15 protein-coding genes are annotated in these 19,432 nt (G+C 60.5%); 12 read left to right on the top strand and 3 right to left on the bottom strand.

The genetic code is table 11. From position 1 onward, the window contains the following. Positions 1-46: 46 nt before the first annotated feature. The 12 genes from BM413_RS30090 to BM413_RS30035 all read left to right on the top strand — a co-directional run bounded on the left by BM413_RS30090 (position 47) and on the right by BM413_RS30035 (position 15,374). Positions 47-805, top strand: coding sequence for an ABC transporter ATP-binding protein (locus BM413_RS30090; protein WP_091918530.1), 759 nt, complete (start codon positions 47-49; stop codon positions 803-805). Further along, a complete protein-coding gene (locus tag BM413_RS30085; RefSeq protein WP_091918529.1) occupies positions 798-1,517 on the top strand; it encodes an ABC transporter ATP-binding protein in 720 nt (239 codons plus the stop codon). The genes BM413_RS30090 and BM413_RS30085 overlap by 8 nt, the downstream gene beginning before the upstream one ends. A 20-nt stretch (positions 1,518-1,537) precedes the next feature. Beyond that, a complete protein-coding gene (locus BM413_RS30080; protein ID WP_091918528.1) occupies positions 1,538-3,394 on the top strand; it encodes an ABC transporter permease in 1,857 nt (618 codons plus the stop codon). 189 nt (positions 3,395-3,583) lie between these two features. After that, entirely contained in the window at positions 3,584-4,822 is a 1,239-nt protein-coding gene (locus tag BM413_RS30075; RefSeq protein ID WP_091918527.1) for an ABC transporter substrate-binding protein, read from the top strand. 65 nt (positions 4,823-4,887) lie between these two features. Continuing rightward, positions 4,888-6,465: an ABC transporter substrate-binding protein gene (locus tag BM413_RS30070; RefSeq protein WP_091918526.1), complete on the top strand. Its 1,578-nt coding sequence runs from the start codon at positions 4,888-4,890 to the stop codon at positions 6,463-6,465. A 121-nt stretch (positions 6,466-6,586) separates the two neighbouring features. Further along, positions 6,587-7,786, top strand: a complete 1,200-nt coding sequence (locus BM413_RS30065) for an amidohydrolase (protein WP_091918525.1) — start codon at positions 6,587-6,589, stop codon at positions 7,784-7,786. After that, entirely contained in the window at positions 7,786-8,763 is a 978-nt protein-coding gene (locus BM413_RS30060) for an ABC transporter permease (RefSeq protein WP_091918524.1), read from the top strand. Before BM413_RS30065 ends, BM413_RS30060 begins: the two co-directional genes overlap by 1 nt. A 14-nt stretch (positions 8,764-8,777) precedes the next feature. Then, complete coding sequence (locus tag BM413_RS30055; RefSeq protein WP_091918523.1) at positions 8,778-9,608, top strand: ABC transporter permease; 831 nt, start codon at positions 8,778-8,780, stop codon at positions 9,606-9,608. Further along, positions 9,605-11,239: an ABC transporter ATP-binding protein gene (locus BM413_RS30050; RefSeq protein WP_091918522.1), complete on the top strand. Its 1,635-nt coding sequence runs from the start codon at positions 9,605-9,607 to the stop codon at positions 11,237-11,239. The genes BM413_RS30055 and BM413_RS30050 overlap by 4 nt, the downstream gene beginning before the upstream one ends. 11 nt (positions 11,240-11,250) lie before the next feature. Continuing rightward, positions 11,251-13,248, top strand: a complete 1,998-nt coding sequence (locus BM413_RS30045) for an FAD-binding oxidoreductase (RefSeq protein ID WP_091918521.1) — start codon at positions 11,251-11,253, stop codon at positions 13,246-13,248. Positions 13,249-13,344: 96 nt separating this feature from the next. Continuing rightward, positions 13,345-14,508 carry an acetylornithine deacetylase gene (argE, locus tag BM413_RS30040; RefSeq protein ID WP_091918520.1) on the top strand — a complete coding sequence of 388 codons (1,164 nt, stop codon included), beginning with the start codon at positions 13,345-13,347 and terminating at the stop codon, positions 14,506-14,508. Positions 14,509-14,909: 401 nt separating this feature from the next. Further along, the gene (locus BM413_RS30035; RefSeq protein ID WP_244538108.1) at positions 14,910-15,374 is read left to right on the top strand and encodes a hypothetical protein; all 465 of its coding nucleotides are present in this window, start codon (positions 14,910-14,912) and stop codon (positions 15,372-15,374) included. A 160-nt stretch (positions 15,375-15,534) separates the two neighbouring features. Here the strand turns inward: BM413_RS30035 and BM413_RS30030 are convergent, their stop codons facing one another. The 3 genes from BM413_RS30030 to BM413_RS30015 form a co-directional block, all read right to left on the bottom strand. Beyond that, entirely contained in the window at positions 15,535-16,374 is an 840-nt protein-coding gene (locus BM413_RS30030) for a hypothetical protein (protein WP_091918519.1), read from the bottom strand. Positions 16,375-16,448: 74 nt separating this feature from the next. Continuing rightward, the gene (locus BM413_RS30025) at positions 16,449-17,396 is read right to left on the bottom strand and encodes a transposase (protein WP_244538107.1); all 948 of its coding nucleotides are present in this window, start codon (positions 17,394-17,396) and stop codon (positions 16,449-16,451) included. Between the two features lie 537 nt (positions 17,397-17,933). Continuing rightward, positions 17,934-18,548 carry a plasmid pRiA4b ORF-3 family protein gene (locus tag BM413_RS30015; RefSeq protein ID WP_091918546.1) on the bottom strand — a complete coding sequence of 205 codons (615 nt, stop codon included), beginning with the start codon at positions 18,546-18,548 and terminating at the stop codon, positions 17,934-17,936. Positions 18,549-19,432: the final 884 nt, after the last annotated feature.

Genomic DNA, 19,432 nt, shown 5'->3' with positions numbered 1-19,432 from the left:
GGCGCGAGACGTGGTCGCCGAGTAACCAGAAGTTTGGATCCGCTGCATGATTGATCACGACGTTGTTCTGCAGGCGAGACGCCTGACAAAGACCTTCGGGGGCTTCGTCGCCGTGAAGGACGTCGACCTTCGGATAAGGCGCGGCACGATACATGCCTTGATCGGCCCGAATGGTGCGGGCAAGAGCACGGTCTTCAATCTGCTGACCAAGTTCCTGCCGCCGACGAGCGGCAAGATCATCTATGAGGGTCACGACATTACGGGGCTGAAACCGGCAGATGTCGCGCGAATGGGCCTCTGCCGCTCCTTTCAAATCTCGGCGGTGTTTCCGTATATGACCGTGTTGGAGAACGTGCGCGTCGCGCTCCAGAGGCCGCTCGGAACGAGCTTTCACTTCTGGAGACCAAAATCCAGCCTCTACAAACTTAATGATCGCGCCCGCGAGTTGATCGAGGTCGTCAACCTTACGCAATGGTCGGATCATATAGCAGCGGAGCTGCCCTACGGCCGCAAAAGGGCGCTGGAGATCGCCACCACCCTGGCGCTGGACCCGAAGGTCCTGCTGCTAGACGAGCCGCTCGCGGGAATGGGCCGCGAGGATATCGCCCGTACATCCGCCTTGATCAGGCGTGTCGCCGCCGATCGGACAGTTTTGATGGTCGAGCACAACCTCTCCGTCGTCGCCGAGCTTTGCGATGTCATCACGGTGCTGCGTCGAGGAGAGGTGCTGGCCGAAGGTTCCTACGAAACGGTCTCGCGCGTCCCGCAGGTGCGCGAAGCCTATATGGGGACAGCAAATGTCTAGAGCTTCGCTGCCGCATCCTGTCCTCCAGGTTCGGGACCTTCATGCCTACTATGGGGAAAGCCATGCGTTGCACGGCGTCACCTTTGATGTCCGAGAGGGGGAGGTCGTAGCACTGCTCGGTCGCAATGGCGCCGGCAAGACGACCACGATGCGCGCGATCATGGGCTTCATCGACAAGTATACGGGCTCGATCGCCTTTCGCGGAGAAGAACTCCTCGGCCAAGCGCAATATCGAATTTCCCGTCGCGGTATCGGCTACGTGCCCGAGGAGCGAGGCATATTCTTCAGCCTCTCGGTTGACGAGAACCTGATGCTTCCGCCCGTCGTGAAGCAGGGCGGAATGACAATTCCGGAGATATTGAAGCTCTTTCCAAATCTCGCCGAGCGCGGGACCACTCAAGGGACACGTCTGTCCGGTGGCGAGCAACAGATGCTGGCGATCGCCCGGATATTACGCACTGGGGCCGACCTGATCCTTCTCGATGAACCGACCGAAGGTCTCGCACCGGCCATCGTCGAACAGATCGGCGTTGTGCTTCGAGAGCTGAAAAGCCGTGGCCTGACCGTTCTTCTGGTCGAGCAGAATTTTCGCTTCGCGTCGATGATTGCGGATCGACATGTCGTCATGGAGGAGGGACGTGTCGTCGACATGATCCCTAACGATCAGCTTCCCGCAAGCATGAACAAGCTCGCGTCTTATCTCGGCGTCTAACTCAAACAACAGGGGCCGACATGGACGCAGTTTTCGGAATACCGCCGCAGGTCCTCTTTGGACAACTCCTGCTGGGACTCATCAATGGCTCATTCTATGCCATTCTCAGTCTGGGGCTCGCGGTCATCTTCGGCATGCTCAATGTCGTGAACATGGCCCATGGCGCATTTTATATGGTCGGTGCGTTCGTGGCGTGGCTGCTGTTGGTATATCTTGGCATAGGCTATTGGCCGGTGCTCATCCTGGCCCCGGCAATCGTTGCCTTGGTCGGCCTCGTGATGGAGTGCTTTCTCCTGCGGCCGATCTATAAATCCGATCCTCTCTACGGCCTGCTCTTGACCTTCGGTCTCGCGCTCGTTCTGGAAGGCGTGTTCCGCCAGTTCTTCGGTGTCTCGGGGCAGCCATATCCGATTCCCGAGGCGCTGAAGGGCGGGCGCAATCTCGGTTTCATGTTTTTGCCGGATTACCGGGCCTGGGTTATTGCAGCCGCACTTTTCATCTGTGTCGGCACCTGGTTTGCAATCGAACGCACAAAGCTTGGCGCATATCTGCGCGCCGCGACGGAAAATCCGCGGCTTGTGCAGGCATTCGGCATCAACGTCCCGGTTCTGATCTCGTTGACCTGCGCCTTTGGTGTGGGGCTGGCTGGCTTTGCCGGTGTCCTTGCTGCACCCCTCTATCAGGTCAGCCCGCTCATGGGGTCAAACCTGATCATCGTCGTCTTCGCCGTGGTGGTCATTGGCGGCATGGGCTCCATAATGGGCGCGATCGTTTCGGGCCTGTCGCTCGGCCTCCTCGAGGGACTGACAAAGGTCTTCTATCCGCCGGCTGCCAGCATTGTGGTTTTCGTCGCGATGGCGGTCGTTCTCCTCGTCAAGCCCGCTGGTCTCTTCGGTCGCGATCATCAGGCGGCAAGCGGAACCCACGGGGTCATTACTGCCCGCCCCCTCCGTATCAGTGAATGGAAGCGAGCATTGCTGATAGTGGCCGCGCTCTTGGTTGCCGCCGCCGCGCCATTTGTGCTTTACCCGATTTTCCTGATGAAGATACTATGCTTCGCGCTCTTTGCCTGCGCCTTCAATTTGTTGATTGGCTATGCCGGCTTGCTTTCATTTGGCCACGCCGCCTTTTTCGGCGGCGCGGCCTATGTCACTGCTCATGCCGCCAGCGTCTGGGGTCTGGGACCGTTGATGAGCATCGCAATGGGGGCAGCATTTGCCTGCGTGCTCGGGTTCTGTTTCGGCGCCCTCGCAATCCGTCGACAGGGCATCTACTTCGCCATGATCACTTTGGCGCTGAGCCAGATGGTCTATTTCCTGGCCATTCAAATGCCCTTCACCCATGGCGAGGACGGTATCCAAGGGGTACCACGAGGCAAATTGCTCGGCGTCATCGATCTCAATGATCAACTTGCCATGTACTATTTCGTGCTGCTGATCTTCGTGCTTGGGTTCCTTCTGATCTGGCGGACAGTCAACTCTCCCTTCGGTGAGGTTCTGAAGGCAATCCGCGAGAACGAGAGCCGTGCTATCTCTCTGGGTTATCGTGTCGAGCGCTACAAGCTTCTCGCCTTTGTCCTGTCAGCAACGCTTGCCGGTGTGGCGGGGGCAACCAAGTCACTGGTTTTCCAACTTGCGTCCCTCACTGACGTGGCGTGGCAGATGTCCGGCGAAGTCGTGCTGATGACACTCCTGGGTGGCCTTGGTACGCTGCTGGGGCCTGTCGTGGGTGCTGCGCTTGTCGTGACGCTGGAGAGCTATCTGGCCGGCACCGATCTGCCTGTGACCGTCGTCCTGGGCGCGATGTTCGTCGTATGTGTCCTGTTGTTTCGTCGCGGCTTGATCGGCGAGCTCCTTGCGCGTCTGCCGAGCCGTTGAGCAGTTCACCGCCGGCGATCCAATGACGCATCGTTGCGAGATGACTTGTCAACGACAGACACTTTAGGTCTCGGCGGGTGTGATTCCGAGACATTGAACGCCACATCACGCATTCCCTAAGGTGTTGGAAATACCGCATCGGCGAGTCGTATTCATGTTGGTGCAGATAATTAAAGAGGGAGGACGTGAATGAACAACTCTAGGAGGATAGCAGGCATCTGCTTCGTAACCCTGACTGTGGCGGCATCTACCTTACTGCCGACGATCGCGATGACTCAGGAGGCCAAGCTCAGCGACGATGCCGTCCGCATAGGGCTCATCGAGGATATGTCCGGTGTCTATGCCGATATCACGGGAAAGGGCGCAGTCACCGCAGCCCAGATGGCTGTCGAAGAGTTCGGCGGCAAAGTCCTCGGCAAGCCCGTGGAAGTGGTATTTGCCGACCATCAGAACAAGCCCGACATTGCAGCCTCGGCCGCACGCAAGTGGTTCGACGAGGACAAGGTGGATGCCATTCTCGACGTAGCTTCTTCGTCCCCAGCGCTGGCGGTCCTCGAAGTCGCCAAGCAGAAAAACAAGATCATCACGCTGAGCTCGCCAGGATCGATGCGCATCACCAATGATGTTTGCGGTCCATATGTCGTTCATTGGGCCTACGACACCTACGCCATCGCCCACAGCACCGGCCAAGCGCTGGTGGCCGAAGGATTTGACAGTTGGTACTTCGTCACCGCCGACTACGCCTTCGGCCACAGTCTGGAAAAGGACACCGGCGATGTCGTAACGGGGCAGGGTGGCCAGGTTCTGGGCAGCACACGTCTTCCCGTTGGTACGACCGACTTTGCTTCCGCCTTGCTCACCGCTCAAAGCTCAGGCGCCAAGGTGGTGGCGCTTGCGAATGCGGGCGCCGACACGATCAACTCGATCAAACAGGCAGCTCAATTCGGCCTGACCCAAAGCGGTCAAAAGCTCGCGACTTTGGCCGGCTTCATCAATGACGTGCATGGCCTCGGCCTATCCGAGGCGCAGGGCCTCACCGTTACCGAGGCGTCGTACTGGGACATGAACGACGCAACGCGCGAATGGTCGAAGCGGTTTTTCGACAAGGTGGGGGCCATGCCGAACATGCTTCAAACCGGCACCTACTCCTCGGTTTTGCACTACCTCGAGGCCGTCGAGGCCGCCGGCACTGATGAAACCGAGGCCGTGATGGCCAAGATGCGGGAACTGCCCATCGAGGACATCTTCTACAAGGGCACTATCCGGGAAGATGGCAGGATGGTGCACGACATGTACCTGTTCGAGGTCAAGAAGCCTGAAGAGTCAAAGGGGCCCTGGGACTACTACAGGCTGATTTCGAAAGTCGATGCAGCACACGCGTTCCAGGCGCTTGAAAAGTCCACCTGCTCACTGGTCACGAAGAAATAAGCGGTCGGGGAACCGCAGCGCACCGTATCTCGGCAGCGTTTTGATTGAAAAAGGAGAGAGATGAAATGAATCGGCGGGAATTCAACATGATGCTGGCTGCCACCCTTGGCTCGACGGCTTTTGCGGGGCAGGCCTTGAGCCAGGAGGCGGGTGAGACGCTGACGGCGATCATCCAGCCCGAGCCACCGATCCTGAACCTGGGGATCAACCAGCAGACGCCGACCGGCGTCGTGGGCGGCAAGCTCTACGAGGGGTTGCTTTCCTATGCCAAGGATCTCACGCCACAGCCGCTGCTCGCCGACACGTGGGACATTTCCGAGGACGGCCTTACCTACACGTTCAAACTGGTTCAGAACGCGAAATGGCACGACGGCCAGCCCTTCACGTCAGCGGACGTCATCTTCTCCTGCAAGTCGCTCCTGCCGGAAACGCATCCCCGCGCAAAGGCTGTTTTCGACCGTTGCGAAAGCATTGAGGCGCCTGACGACTTCACGGTCGTCTTCAAGCTGAAGCAGCCTTTCCCGGCTTTCATCATGGCCTTCGAGACGGCTTCCGCGCCGATGGTGCCGCGCCATCTCCTGGAAGGGAAGGATTATCGCAAGGATGGCGCGGAACAGCCGCCGATCGGCACCGGGCCGTTCCGCCTTAATGAATGGGTCAAGGGTTCGCACATCCACCTCACGGCGGTTGATGACTACTACCGGCCGGACCAGCCGAAGCTGAAGGAGATCTACTATCGCGTCATTCCGGACGCGGCCTCGCGCGCTGTCTCACTCGAGCAGGGCGAGACGCAGCTTGCGCAGTGGCAGGATATCGAGCCCTTCGACGCCGAGCGTCTGTCTGCATTGCCACATCTCGAGATGACGACCGACGGTTACGAGTACTTCTCGCCCATGGTGTGGATCGAGCTGAACTGCCGCCGTCCGCCGTTGGACGACAAGCGATTCCGCCAGGCACTGATGCATCTGATCGACCGCGAATTCGTGCGCGACCGCATCCTGTTCGGCCTTGCCAACGCGGCTACCGGTCCGATCTCGTCTTCGATGCGCTTCTACGATTCGGATGTGAAGGTTTATGAGCATTCCGTCGAGAAGGCGGTCGCGCTGCTCGACGAGATGGGCCTGAAGCCCGACGCTGCCGGCGTGCGCGTCGCCCTGAAGTTCACGACGGTGCCGGCAGGCGAGGTCTGGACGCGGATCGGCGAATATGTCCGCCAAGCCTTCGGCGCGGCTGGAATCAATGTCGAGCTGCAGAGCAACGATCTCGCCGGCTGGGTCGCCAGCGTCAGCAATGGCGATTTCGATATCAGCGGCAACCAGCTCTACCAGAACGGCGATCCCGCGCTTGGCGTGGCACGCACCTACATCTCTTCCAACATCCGAAAGGGCGTCATGTTCTCCAACACTTCCGGATATTCGAACCCGAAGGTGGATGAGCTATTCGAGGCGGCGGCCGTGGAGCTCGACGAGAAAAAACGTCAGGCCTACTACACGGAAGTCCAGCAGCTGCTCGTCGAGGAGATGCCCGTCCTCTGGCTGTGCGAGCAGAAGTATCCGACGATCTACGACAACCGGCTCAAGGAGGTCGTGACCTCGTCTACGGGGGTCAACGCCAACTTCGGCACGACTCACTTCGCAGCCTGATTGCCCTGGAGATGCGCCGACGCCTTGACGGTGCCGGCGCATCGCTTCACAGCGGACTTGGTCCCGCACTTCATCCGTCCAACGCGGCTAGCGGCCGCGACAGAGGAAGCTCTTAGCCAACATGACCCAATACTTCGACGACGCGGAAATTGCTGTTCTGCAAGCGTGGCGACACAAGTTGCACCAGTTTCCGGAAATTTCGGGCCAAGAGATCGAGACCGCCCGCGAGGTAGTCTCCTTCCTGGCCGACACCAAGCCCGACAAAGTCGTCACGGAGCTCGGCGGTCATGGTGTCGCGCTCGTCTACGAGGCTGCCGAGGCGGGACCGACCGTCCTGCTGCGCTGCGAGTTGGACGCGCTTCAGATCCACGAGATTTCGGATCTTCCCTATCGCTCCCGCAACGACGGCAAGGCACATATGTGCGGCCATGACGGACACATGACGATGATGGCCGCTGTCGCTCGGCACCTTGCCAGGCACAGGCCCGCGCGGGGCAGGGCCGTCCTGCTCTTCCAACCTGCCGAAGAGACGGCCCATGGGGCCGAGGCCGTCCTTGCCGATCCGAAATTCGCCGCGATCACGCCGGACCACGCCTTCGCGATCCACAACATGCCCGGCCTGCCGCTCGCCCATGTTGCGGTCGCCGCGGGCCAGATCACCTGCGCATCGATGGGCCTGCGCATCGAGCTTGTCGGCAAGACTGCGCACGCCTCGATGCCTGAAACCGGCATCTCGCCAGCGACAGCGGTCGCCCGCATTATCGCGGCATTGAAGACTTTCGAGGCGGGTGATGTCGTCGCGCAGGGCTTCCGCCGGGTGACACTGACGAGCGTCCAGATGGGAAAGCCTGTTTTCGGTATCACCCCAGGTTCGGCCGAAATCTGCATGACCCTTCGCAGGCCCGAAAGCGACGGGATGCCGGCGCTGGTCGAGGATGTGCTGGAGATGGTGCGTACGGTCGCCGCCGAAGAGCGTCTCACGCTCGCGCACTCGATACACAACTTCTTCCGGGCCTGCGTGAATGACCCCGAGGCTGCGGCAGTCTTCGACAACGCTGCAACGCGCATGAACCTCTTACGCGTCACGGACTATGTGCCGATACGGGGTGCAGAGGATTTTGGGCTTTTCGGATCTTGCTCGAAGTCGGCGCTTCTGTTCATCGGTGCCGGGATGGATCGGCCGATGGTTCACAATCCCGACTATGATTTTCCCGACGAACTGATCCCGGTAGGGGCTGGATTGTTCCTTGGTGTTCTCGATCAGCTGCTGGGGTTCACGCAGCAGGGCGAGCAGCAAATGCGAAGGACGCAATTCGTCTGATGTCGATAGTCTCCCGTCTCTTTGCCAAGCTTTTTGGGATCGCGTCTGCGATCCTCGTCATTGCGACAATCAATTTCGTGCTCGTCCATTCGGCGCCTGGCGACCCTGCCTTGGTGATTGCCGGCCAGTCGGGCGATACGGATGCGAAGTTCCTTGAGCAGGTTCGTGCCGAGTACGGGCTCGACCAGCCCTATTTCGTGCAGCTCGGCACTTATCTCTCCAAGGTGGTGCAACTCGATCTCGGATACTCCTACCGGCAACGCCGGGCGGTGAGCGATCTGATCCTCGACCGGCTAGGGCCGACGCTGCTTTTGACGCTGACTGCGTTCTTCCTGTCGCTGATCGGCGGTGTGTTCTTCGGCGCATTTGCCGGGCTCCGGCACGGCAAATGGTCGGATTTAGCGATTTCGCTGGTGTCGCTGCTGCTCTACGCCACGCCGGTGTTCTGGCTGGGGCTGATGCTGGTTCTGATCTTTTCGGTCCAGCTCGAGTGGCTGCCAGCCTTCGGCTATACGAACATAAGGGCCGCCAGTTACAGCAGCTTCGACTATGCGATGGATGTGGCGCGGCATCTGATCCTGCCGGCGGTGACGCTCTCGGCGATCTATATGGCCGTCTACACACGGCTCATGCGGTCCTCGCTGATCGAGATATCGCATGAGGATCACGTCCGCACGGCCCGGGCAAAAGGCCTGACCGAGGGGCGGATATTGCGCGGCCACATGCTGCGCAACGCCGCCGTGCCGGTGGTGACTTTTGCCGGCCTTCAGGCCGGCGCACTGATCGGCGGCGCCGTGGTGGTCGAGACGGTGTTTTCATGGCCGGGCCTTGGCCGGTTGACCTTCGATGCGGTCACGGCACGGGATTACCCGGTGCTGCTCGGTCTGTTCCTGGTGATGTCGGTCATGGTGATCGCAGTCAATCTGCTGACCGATCTCCTGCACCGGCTGATCGACCCGCGCATCGGCGCACATTAGAGCGGAGAGACGACATGCAGGATATCATCCGCACCTTTCTGCGGCGCCCGGCGGGTATCGTCGGGCTGGTGCTTCTGGGCCTCGTCTGCCTGATGGCGGTCGTTGCCCCTCTGGTGTACCCCGCCTCGCCGTGGGAAATGTCAGGCATACCCTTCAGCCGCCCGGGCGAGAACGGCATGCTTCTCGGTGCCGATACGCTCGGCCGCGATATCGCGTCCGGGATCGTTCATGGCGCGCGGGTCTCGATCCTGATCGGACTGGCTTCGACGCTGACGGCACTTTGCATCGGCGTGCTTCTCGGCTGCATCTCGGGCTATGCCGGCGGTGCGGTCGATGCCGTCATCGTGCGCTTCACCGAGATCTTCCAGACCATCCCGAGCTTCGTGCTTGCGATCCTTCTGGTCGCAATCCTGACGCCGTCGATCGGCACCATCATCCTGGCGATCGGGCTGGTGAGCTGGCCACCGCTGTCGCGGCTGACGCGGGCGCAGGTGCGTACCGTGGCGCAGCGCGAGTTCGTCCAGGCGGCGCGCTGCCAGGGCCAATCCACTCTCTCGGTCGTCGTGCGCCATGTGCTGCCGAACGCCATCTCGCCGATCATCGTCGCCGGCTCGCTGACGGTCGCAGCGGCAATCCTGATCGAGGCTGGGCTATCGTTCATGGGGCTTGGCGATCCGAACTTCATGAGCTGGGGCTATATGATCGGGGCGGGACGCACCGTCATCCGCCAGGCCTGGTGGATGAGCGTCTTCCCCGGCATTGCCATCCTGCTGACGGTTGTCGCCATCAACCTTGTCGGCGAAGCGCTGAACGATGCGCTCAACCCGAGGATATCCCGGGCATGACCGAACCCTTGCTTGCCATCGAAAACCTCTTTCTCAGCCTGCCGGACGGTGCCGACCGCGCCCATGCCGTGGACGGGATCAGCCTGACCGTCAATCCCAACGAGATCGTCTGCCTTGTCGGCGAAAGCGGGTCGGGCAAGTCGATGACCGCCCATGCGATCCTCGGGCTGTTGCCGAACAAGGTGAAGGCGCTCAATGGGGCGATCCGCTTCGGTGGGCGTGACCTGCTGCAACTTTCGCCGCGCGAGATGCGCGCACTGCGCGGTGGCGAGATCGCGATGATCTTCCAGGAGCCGCTGACTGCCTTGAACCCGCTGGCGCGGGCGGGCGCGCAGGTAGCCGAGGCAATCCGCACACACGATCCGGCAGCCAATGCGGCGATCATCGAGGCCCGGGTACAGGAGCTGTTCGGCCAGGTCGGCCTGCCCGACCCCACGGCACTGGCTTCTGCCTATCCGTTCCAGCTTTCGGGCGGCCAGCGCCAGCGCGTGATGATCGCCATGGCGCTCGCCAACAACCCGCGGCTGCTGATCGCGGATGAGCCGACGACCGCGCTCGACGTGACGACGCAGCGCCAGATCCTCGACCTGATCCGCAGCCTGCAGGAAAAGCGCGGCATGGGGGTGCTGTTCATCACCCACGACATCGGCGTGGTCGCCGACATTGCCGACCGCGTCATCGTGCTGCGTCATGGCCGGGTGGTCGAGGAAGGCCCGTCAGCCGAGGTCCTGAGCGCACCGCGCGAAGACTATACGCGCGAGCTGTTGGATGCCGTGCCGGGACGGGGGGCGATACACAAGGCCGAAAGCCGCGAAGCACCGCTGCTGGAGATCAAGGACCTGCAAAAGGTGTTCACAACCAAGCAGAGCTTTTTTGCCACCCCGCGCCGGGTGGTTGCAGCCGAGGGGGTCAACCTTGTCCTGAACCGGGGCGACACGCTTGCCGTGGTGGGCGAAAGCGGTTCGGGCAAGTCGACGCTGGCGCGCATGGTGCTGCGCCTGATCGAACCGGACGGTGGCGAGATCCTGTTCGACGGTGCCCCGGTCAACGCCATGGGCCGTGAGGCGCTGCGGCAGTTCCGCCGCCGCACGCAGATCGTGTTCCAGGATCCCTACGCCTCGCTCGACCCCCGCCTGAAGATCGGCGAGAGCATCGTCCGGGGACCGATGGCCTTCGGCACCTCTCGCAGCGATGCCGAGGCCATCGCCCGGCGCTGGCTGGAACGGGTGGGCCTTGGCGCTCGCGCGCTCGACCGGTTCCCGCACGAATTCTCCGGCGGGCAGCGGCAGCGCATCTGCATTGCACGGGCCTTGGCGCTTGATCCCGTCTGCCTCATCGCGGACGAGGCTGTTTCGGCGCTCGATGTCTCGGTGCAGGCACAGGTGCTGCAGCTTCTGGCGGATCTCAAGGCGGAGATGGGGCTCAGCATGCTCTTCATCACCCACGACCTGCGCGTCGCCCGCGAGATCGCCGACCGCATCGTGGTGATGCAGCACGGCCGCATCGTCGAAGAAGCACCAGCAGCAACACTCTTCGACGCCCCGCGCGCCGACTATACCCGCCGACTGCTCCAAGCCGTCCCAGGAAGGGACTTCTTTGCATCACGCGAAATGACCGGCGCTGCCGTCTAGGACTGACGACCATGGATGACCACATCTGTTCCTTCATCGAGAAGTCTACGCTGCTGTTCATTGCTTCCCGCAATGCCGAGGGCGCGATGGATGTCTCACCGCGGGGTGGGCAGCCATCGGTGGTCCGGCTGCGCGCGGATGGCAGTCTGCTGCTCCCGGATTATGTTGGCAACCGCCGACTCGACACGATCGGCAATGTGCTGAGTAATCCCGATGTGGCACTGGTCCTTCTCAACCGGCGTTCTGAGGAGTATCTGCGGGTTGCCGCACGAGCGACGGTGTCGCGAAGCGAGGAAGACATCGCTGCCTTTCCCGCCGACGAGAACCGTCCGCTCAGTGTCATTGTGCTGACGCCGACCCGGATGGAGTTCGTGCCAAGCAAGGCCTTCGCCAGGAGCGGCTTCTGGATCGATCCGACCGACAGGAAGCCTCCGCTGGACGTCCTGGATATCTACGCCAGGGACGGCCGATGGCAGGCTGAGGGCGGGCGCAAGCCGGTTCTCTATGATGCTGCCGCTGAAAGCCGTCTTGCAGAATCCGGCCTGCGAGACTTTTACGGGACGCCGAGCCCACTGGTGCAGACCAAGGTCTACAACACCGCCGGCCCCGGCTTCATGGGATTTATCGACGATGCGCGGTTCATCGTCTTCGCGCATGAAAGCGATACGGGCGAGATCCTGATGGACCTGGTGGGTGGAACGCCGCTTCGGCTCGATCCCGACACGAACAGGCAGTCCCTCCTACTCGATGTCAGCCACGAAGGTTCGGCAGCGTCCGCCACGCCGCATTCCGCCACATTCGCGCTGCTGGCTGCCGAACCGGGCCGATCCGACAACATACGCCTCAACGGTGCCTATCGCGAGGTGAGCTCGCAGCCGGACGGGCAACGCCGGTTGAGCGTGCATCCCGAAGAGATTTACTTCCACTGCTCCGCTGCCTTTGCACGCTCGCGGATATGGACGGATTCTCGCCCGGTTGCTTGGAGCGGTCGGCGCAGCTTCACCTGCGCTGCACGAACGCGGGAAAGTCCTGACGTGATGTCCTTCGTGCTGAAGCCTCGCGACGATGCGCCGATCGGAGCGGTTGCGCCCGGGCAGTATGTGACCGTGTCCCTGCCCAAGGACGAGCATCAGCCTCAGCGGCGGCGTTGCTATTCCGTTTCCGGCACTCCGGACGCGCAGTCGCTGCGCATCTCAGTGCGTCGGATCGGCGGCGGTGGCGTGTCTGATCTGTTGCACGATGCGGTCGATATCGGAGATGAGGTGTTCCTCGGTGCGCCAGGTGGACAGTTCGTGCTCGACAGTGCGCCGCTGCGTCCGGTGGTGCTTGTCAGTGCAGGCGTCGGCATCACGCCGCTTCTGCCTATATTGGAGGAACTGGGACGCGAGCCTGCCGGGCGCGATGTCTGGCTCGTTCACGCAGCTCGCAACGCGAGACATCATTTGTTTGGGGAAGAGGCGTTGCGCATTGCGAGAGATGCTAGCACCAACGTCAGGCTGTTCACGGCCTATTCCCGGCCTGAAAGCGACGACGCCTGCGATCATTTTGGGCGCATTGATGCCCAGACACTGGCATCGCTGGTGCCGGTTGCCGATGCCGATTTCTACATCTGTGGCCCGGACGAATTCATGTCGTCGCTCAGGCAAGGCCTGATCTATCTTGGCGCTGCGCCCGAAAGCATCAGGATCGAGGCATTCGAGCCGCGAAGCGGCGGTCTGGCAGGAGCCTTGACCGGTGGGGCGGCCAACCGCACACCCTGCATGGTGGAGTTTGCACGTTCGGGCAAGAGTTTGACGTGGAAACCCGAAAGCGGTTCCTTGCTCGATCTCGCCTTGGCGAACGACATTGACGTCCAGTTCTCCTGCCGAAACGGCGAATGCCAGTCCTGTGTGCAGCGCGTCGTCAGCGGCAGCGCGGACTATCCCACCGGCGAAGAGCCGCTTCTGGCGCGCGGCCAGGTAATGCTTTGCCAGGCCATCCCGCGCGGCGATCTCGTCATCGACTGCTGAGCCTTCGATTGATGTTCCTGCCGCATCCGGTACCCCGCACAGGGGGATCGTTTCCCCAAGCTGTTTGCGACCGAAAGATTGCCTGAAAGGGTTCTCATGCCTTCACCCAACCGAATGATACCGAAGGAGATGCTGGAGCGCCTCGTCGCCTTCCCTACCGTTTCGTCGGACAGCAACCTCGAACTGATCGAGTTCGTCAAAACCTATCTCGCCGAGCATGGCGTGTCCTCGACGCTGATCTTTAACGAGGATGGCTCGAAGGCCAACCTTTTTGCGACGATCGGCCCGATGGTGCCTGGCGGGGTGGTGCTGTCCGGGCATACCGACGTGGTGCCGGCGCTTGAAGCAGGCTGGACGAACAGCCCGTGGTCGCTGACCGAACGCAACGGCCGGCTCTACGGCCGGGGCACGTGTGACATGAAGGGTTTTGATGCGCTTGCGCTCGCGGCAGTGCCGGACATGCTCGCGGCAAGTCTCAAGGCGCCGATCCACATTGCTCTTTCCTATGATGAAGAAGTCGGATGCAAGGGCGCCCCTTCGATGGTCGAAAGGATGGCCGAGACGATCGCTACGCCTCGCGCGGTCTTCGTCGGCGAGCCGACGCGCATGCGCGTGGTCAATGGGCACAAGGGGATAGTCGCATTCAACACCCGTGTGCGCGGGCACGCGGTCCATTCCAGCCGGATCGACACCGGCGTAAGCGCAGTCATGGTCGCGGCCCGGCTTGTGACCTGGCTGGACGACACGATGGTAGACAACAGCCGCCGTCCCGCGCCGGGTGCCTTCGAACCGCCCTATACGACCCTGCATTGCGGGGTGATCAATGGCGGCGTGGCGGGCAATATCGTGGCTGAATCCTGCAGCTTCATCACCGATATCCGCGCGGTTCCGCAGGAGAACGGGCAGGATTTCCGCGACAGGTTCGAGCATTATGCGCGCACTGAAATCGAGCCTGCGATGAAAGCCATTGCCCCGAATTCAGGCATCGAGATCGAGGATCTCTCATCCGTCCCTGGCCTTGGGCCGGAATTGGACGGCGATGCGGAGGCACTGGCGCTGGCGCTTACGGATGCAAACGATACGGCGGTCGTTGCCTATGCGACGGAAGGCGGCATTTTCCAGAATGCAGGCTGGTCGACGGTCGTTGTTGGACCGGGCGACATCGCGCACGCCCATCAGGTCGACGAGTATATCGAGGCTGAGCAACTGGCAGCCGGAGAGCGGTTCATCCAGAGACTTATCACGGAACTTGCCCGATAGCCGTTGGACTTGGACCTGAAGCGGCGGGTCGGTCACGATGAGGTCGACTGAGGTCTACCAAGCTCGGGCAGGGTGCACATGATCCGGACGCGATCCCCCTGCAGGACGCGGCCGCCAATTTCGGGGGACAGACTTCGACGCCTAGCCCCGGTAGATTTCCGGCCGTGCTGCGCAGACGGACCACGGGTGACGCCACCAGAATCCCAGTAATCCCGGCCCGTGGCAGACGTGGGTAAGGAAGGGGACCAGCTGGACCTTTAACTCCGATCACCGCCAGGCCGGACGGGTGGGCTTAACGATATCCAATTGGTATCCGACACAGGTATCCTCGTGAGAGAAGGAAAGGAAGGGCGGATGGGGAGTGCTATGAAGCCCCGATGGGGAATTGGACAGGAGGACACATGCGCATTGCTACGACGATCGGAGTACTGCTCGCCATGAGCGCTGCCGCAAAGGCGGAAACACTTTACTATGGATCACGCGCCGGCATGGAGGTGACGGTGGTCAAGAAGTCGAACATCGGCACGACTCACGCAAAAATCGTCACGAAGCACACGAAGGAGAATGCCACGGCCTTTTGCCGGGAGTATGTCCAGAAGGTAACGCCGAAGTGCATCGCTGACGAGCTGAAAGTGCAGCTGTTGCCGGAGATTTCGGCGAACTGCAGAACGGGCAACTTCATGACACTCTACGGGCAGGGTTACCAGTTCTTGGGACCGAATGCAGACTATGATCCGACCGGGATGAGCACGGAATACCTGTTGGTCGAGCTTGACAGCAAGGAGCCGTTGGACGGCTCGAGCGCGTCGGGCTACGATGTCGCTCTGGGCCAGTTCAAGGCGCTGTGCCCGAACCGGGTGCAGTAGACCCGAGACCGCCTAGACAGGCAGGTGACCTATGAGTGCCAGCGTCGGTGTGGACGATGCACTGACATTGGCCGAGGCAATGGAGATCTGATGGCAGGCGGTCTCGCCCTCCGGGCGGGGCCGCAACTGCAGCGGGTGCGATAGACGGGCGCGGGCGGGTTCAATTGGCGCTGGTTGCGCCGGTGATCCCGCATTGCTTCTGTTCCATATCGATCTGCTTCGTGATGCGGATGGCGTTCTGCGCGTAAGCCTCCGTCACAGAGCCGCTATTCACGGTCTTGTCCTTCAGCGGACTGACGGCTGCACAGAGATGGAAAACATGCGGCTCCGCAGACTTTGCGGCGCCGTTTTCCGGCGCGATCCAGTAGACGACATCCAGACCGTCGGGGTGACTCGCGTCCTTTGTTGCTGCCGCCACCGTTTCGGTATCCGTGGCGATCTGCTGCGCCTGGGCGGCGACGTCGGGTGAACAGGCGGTAGTGGGCTGCCCCGATTTGATCTGGGTCGCGCACGCGTTCATGTCCTGGGTGTACTGCTCGACCGACGGGGGTTTGAAGCTGACCCCCATTACCGTGGCGAGCACGGCCAGCGCAGCGCCGACGCCGCCGGCAACCTTCTTGGTCTGCGGATCCATGTTCTTGTCGGTGAAAATCAGGAAGATCAGCGGGAGGAAAGCGATCAGCGTGATGATCGCGCCGAGCTGGTTTTGGAAGAAGAACCTTCCTGTGTCGGATGCGCGAGCCGGATCGTGCCGATTGGCAGCCTTCCATAGCAAGTTGCCGGCGATTGCGAAAATCGCGATCCCGATCAGAATGCCGATCAGCAGTGGCAGGTTTCCGTGGTCGAACTTGTTCTGGCGAAAAAGAATAATCCCGTAGATCTCGCCGCCTATGGCGATGAGCCACGCGAGCGCGGCGAAAAGGCGAAGGCGCGTGGCGGAAGACTTCTGACCCTGCGTCGCCTGCCAATCCTTGGTGACGTCTGGCTTGTTGTCGGTCATGACCGGCTCTCCTGATATCGAACGTCTTCGTCACCTAACTTAGCGACGCGGTGAAATGTGAGCGTTACAGCGGACTATATCCCTATCCATATTGCTCCGAAGTGAATGCGTCCATCCCCCCAGGGGAGTGAAGTTCGACGGCGGCGCTTGACAGGCTGTGTCAAAACGCAAGCGTCTCTAAGGGTGAGACGCAGCCGTGCAGGTGCGTCCGGCTCACACCGTCGCGCCTGCAGATTGATGCAGCGCATCAGGTTGACGCGCTCCGCCATCCGCTCAAGAGCATCTTCATGCTGATGCCTGCTAACCCAGCGCCGTTCTGACTGCGTACATTTCGACTTCAGCTCACAATCCGTGCAATCCCGGGAGACATAAGTATAGCCGCTGCGGTTCACAGGGCCCTTTCGGCGTAGGATTCGACCTGCGGGGCAGGTGAATTCATCGCGCCCAGCATCGTAAATAAAGCTGGAACGATCGAATTGATTGCCGTCACCTCGATTGTTGACTGAACGCTTCACCGGAACGCAAGCGATGATGCCGTCATCCTCGCAGGCAGCAGCCGCGTTGCCGTTGGAGTACCCGGTATCGGCGACCACGGTCAGCTCCTTCAACTCCAGCAAATTTGCGGCCTTCGCCATGGGATGCAGCATCCGCTGATCGTTGACCTCATCAATGACGGCGTGATGCAATACGATCCCCGTATTGGCATGCACCGCGATCTGCACATTGTATGACGGAGGTTTGCCACCACGACCGAAGCCCATTGGGCGCGCTTCCGGCTCTCCCTGTACCACAAGGCGTCGGTCATCCTGATCCAGTTGTTCCGATAACCGCTGCAGTTTGGCGCGTCGCTCCTTTAGAATATGCAAGGCATTTCCTACGACGCCTCCAGCATCAATGATGTCCTTGCTGTCCTCGCCGTCAAGGCGGTTGAGATAACCGGAGATCTGTTTGTCGAGTTTCTCCTGCTCTTCGCCAATGCGTGCCTTGTCGAGCACACGCAGCGAACTTGCCGCCGCGCGCACCTTCGAACCGTCGATCGCGACAAGACGAGCAGTAAAAGCCCTTGCTCACGGCAGAATAGAACGAACGCCCGGCAAGTTGCGATGATTGCAGCGCCATTGACACGGCGGAAGTCGGCAATCGTCTTGTGATCAGGAACCAACTTGCCAACCAGCCACATAGCTTCAACGTTTCGTTTGCATTCACGCTCGATACTGCGGGAAGAGCGAACTTCGTTCAGATACGCATAGATATAGAGCTTGAGCAGGTCGCTCGGATCGTAGCATGGTCGACCTGTCGGTGCAGGAGTTGCCCGTTGGAAGCCGAGGGCGGAAACATCAAGGTTCTCAACGAATGCGTCGATGACTCGTATCGGGGAATCCACCTCGACATAGTCATCGATCGTCGCTGGCAGCAACGTTGCCTGACACCGATCAATCCCCACGATATATGTCATGTTCACTCCACCGGTTCGGATGGAAATCATAGCAAAATCTGAAGGATAGCGGCTAAATAATCTGCATCTCGCCGCCTTTTGGCATGATTTTTACCGGCGTCGGTCAGTCGCGCTTGGGCTTGGGTTGATGCAGCCGACGCTTCACGTTTGGGCGCAGGGCGTTGCGTACATCCTTGTCGGCCACGGCGAGATCAAACCATTCCGGATCGAAATGCCCGTCACACCACCGTTTGGTATCGGCATGTTCGGGGTCCGCTTTGTCCGACATGATTTCCAGAAAACGCTCGTATCCGGGCACGCCACCCACATCTTCGGGCGGCCTGGCACGCGCCCCATCGATGCAACTCCCGTGCTTGGGTGTGACATCGAAGGCCCCGAATTCCTCGACTACGATCGTGTGGCGCCAGCTATCGCCGAAGTCATAGAGATAACGGAAGAGGGCACCCTGTTCGAAGTCGCGAAGATGAACGTCACGGAAATCGAAAACACAAGGGTCGTCGTCAAAGGTATCTTCGGTCAACAACTCAACATCGCCGTAGCGCAATCCTCCAATCCGGAACTCGTGAAGGTGGTAATTCCACCAATTGAAAGCCGCCTGAATGGCAAGATGTAACTGCTCGAGATTCCAGTTCGCCGGCAAAACCAGCCGACGCCAAATTGTCGGCTCGATCTCATCCAGCGAAACGTGGATCTGGACTGCGTTGATAGCTTTGAACATGCCGTAAATGAACAGGCGGATCAAAAAAGATCAAGCCAAAGCCATTGGCCAGTTTGCAGGAAACGCCATGCGGAAAAACCGCATGGCATTTTGACACAGTCTGTCAAGCGCCGACCTAGATAACCTTTGAACCTGATCCTGTCTGCCATCTTAGCGGTTTTAGCCAGCCTGATCGTCGCGGGCTGTTTCTACCTGTCTACGGCATTTTCGAGGGCGGGTCGCACAACTGCCTGAATGATAGTATCGGGGAATGTATTTCTGTCATTCCATTGAGCGCGCTGATCTATGGACCGTTGTTCTCTATTGCTGGCGCTCTGATCGGCACACCCGTTTTTATGGTGATCCTTGCATGGCGTGATTGACCGCTCATTTGCGGGCTTCAGACGACCGCTTGCGCTGCTGCCTGATGGTAAGGGACCTGATACGCAGGAGCTTTGATCGGCTCTCGGCGAAATCCATCCCCCGGCGAAGACGGTGCTGATCGAGGAAGCCGCTTCCAGCGCGAGGTGGCCAGCGACCGTGTCTTCGCCTCCTTTAACGCAGTTGGCGCCTCTTCCCTGCTGGTGATGGCTTATGGTGATAGTAGGCCCCAACTCGTCGTACCGGGCTTCGACCACGAAGCTCTTCGTCGACATGGTTGGAGCAGACGAAACGGTTGCCGTCTCGCAGTGAACATAGACCGCCGCAAGAGCCGCGAAGAATTAGGCCAGCGACGTTGGCCAGCACTCCGTCGGTTGCGCTTATCGCATATGGCGCTCGCGCAGCGCGCTACGGGATCGGCGGGGGATGCTAGGGTTCAAACCCATTTATCGCGTTGATTTGGCGTAGCAAATCAGATTCAGGATTTCCGATCAACGGATTGGAGGCTTGGATGGGTCGGTTGT

This window comes from Mesorhizobium sp. YR577, from assembly GCF_900116595.1.
In the GTDB taxonomy this organism is placed as follows: Bacteria; Pseudomonadota; Alphaproteobacteria; order Rhizobiales; family Rhizobiaceae; genus Mesorhizobium_M.
The sequence above is the reverse complement of the archived record's forward strand: the minus strand, read 5'-3'. Positions and strand labels throughout refer to the sequence as shown.

Bases quoted from the DNA above. Each gene is read 5' to 3' on its own strand.
- BM413_RS30090 (WP_091918530.1), top strand. From the start codon at position 47: ATGATTGATCACGACGTTGTTCTGCAGGCGAGACGCCTGACAAAGACC.
- BM413_RS30085 (WP_091918529.1), top strand. From the start codon at position 798: ATGTCTAGAGCTTCGCTGCCGCATCCTGTCCTCCAGGTTCGGGACCTT.
- BM413_RS30080 (WP_091918528.1), top strand. From the start codon at position 1,538: ATGGACGCAGTTTTCGGAATACCGCCGCAGGTCCTCTTTGGACAACTC.
- BM413_RS30075 (WP_091918527.1), top strand. From the start codon at position 3,584: ATGAACAACTCTAGGAGGATAGCAGGCATCTGCTTCGTAACCCTGACT.
- BM413_RS30070 (WP_091918526.1), top strand. From the start codon at position 4,888: ATGAATCGGCGGGAATTCAACATGATGCTGGCTGCCACCCTTGGCTCG.
- BM413_RS30065 (WP_091918525.1), top strand. From the start codon at position 6,587: ATGACCCAATACTTCGACGACGCGGAAATTGCTGTTCTGCAAGCGTGG.
- BM413_RS30060 (WP_091918524.1), top strand. From the start codon at position 7,786: ATGTCGATAGTCTCCCGTCTCTTTGCCAAGCTTTTTGGGATCGCGTCT.
- BM413_RS30055 (WP_091918523.1), top strand. From the start codon at position 8,778: ATGCAGGATATCATCCGCACCTTTCTGCGGCGCCCGGCGGGTATCGTC.
- BM413_RS30050 (WP_091918522.1), top strand. From the start codon at position 9,605: ATGACCGAACCCTTGCTTGCCATCGAAAACCTCTTTCTCAGCCTGCCG.
- BM413_RS30045 (WP_091918521.1), top strand. From the start codon at position 11,251: ATGGATGACCACATCTGTTCCTTCATCGAGAAGTCTACGCTGCTGTTC.
- argE (WP_091918520.1), top strand. From the start codon at position 13,345: ATGCCTTCACCCAACCGAATGATACCGAAGGAGATGCTGGAGCGCCTC.
- BM413_RS30035 (WP_244538108.1), top strand. From the start codon at position 14,910: ATGCGCATTGCTACGACGATCGGAGTACTGCTCGCCATGAGCGCTGCC.
- BM413_RS30030 (WP_091918519.1), bottom strand. From the start codon at position 16,374: ATGACCGACAACAAGCCAGACGTCACCAAGGATTGGCAGGCGACGCAG.
- BM413_RS30015 (WP_091918546.1), bottom strand. From the start codon at position 18,548: ATGTTCAAAGCTATCAACGCAGTCCAGATCCACGTTTCGCTGGATGAG.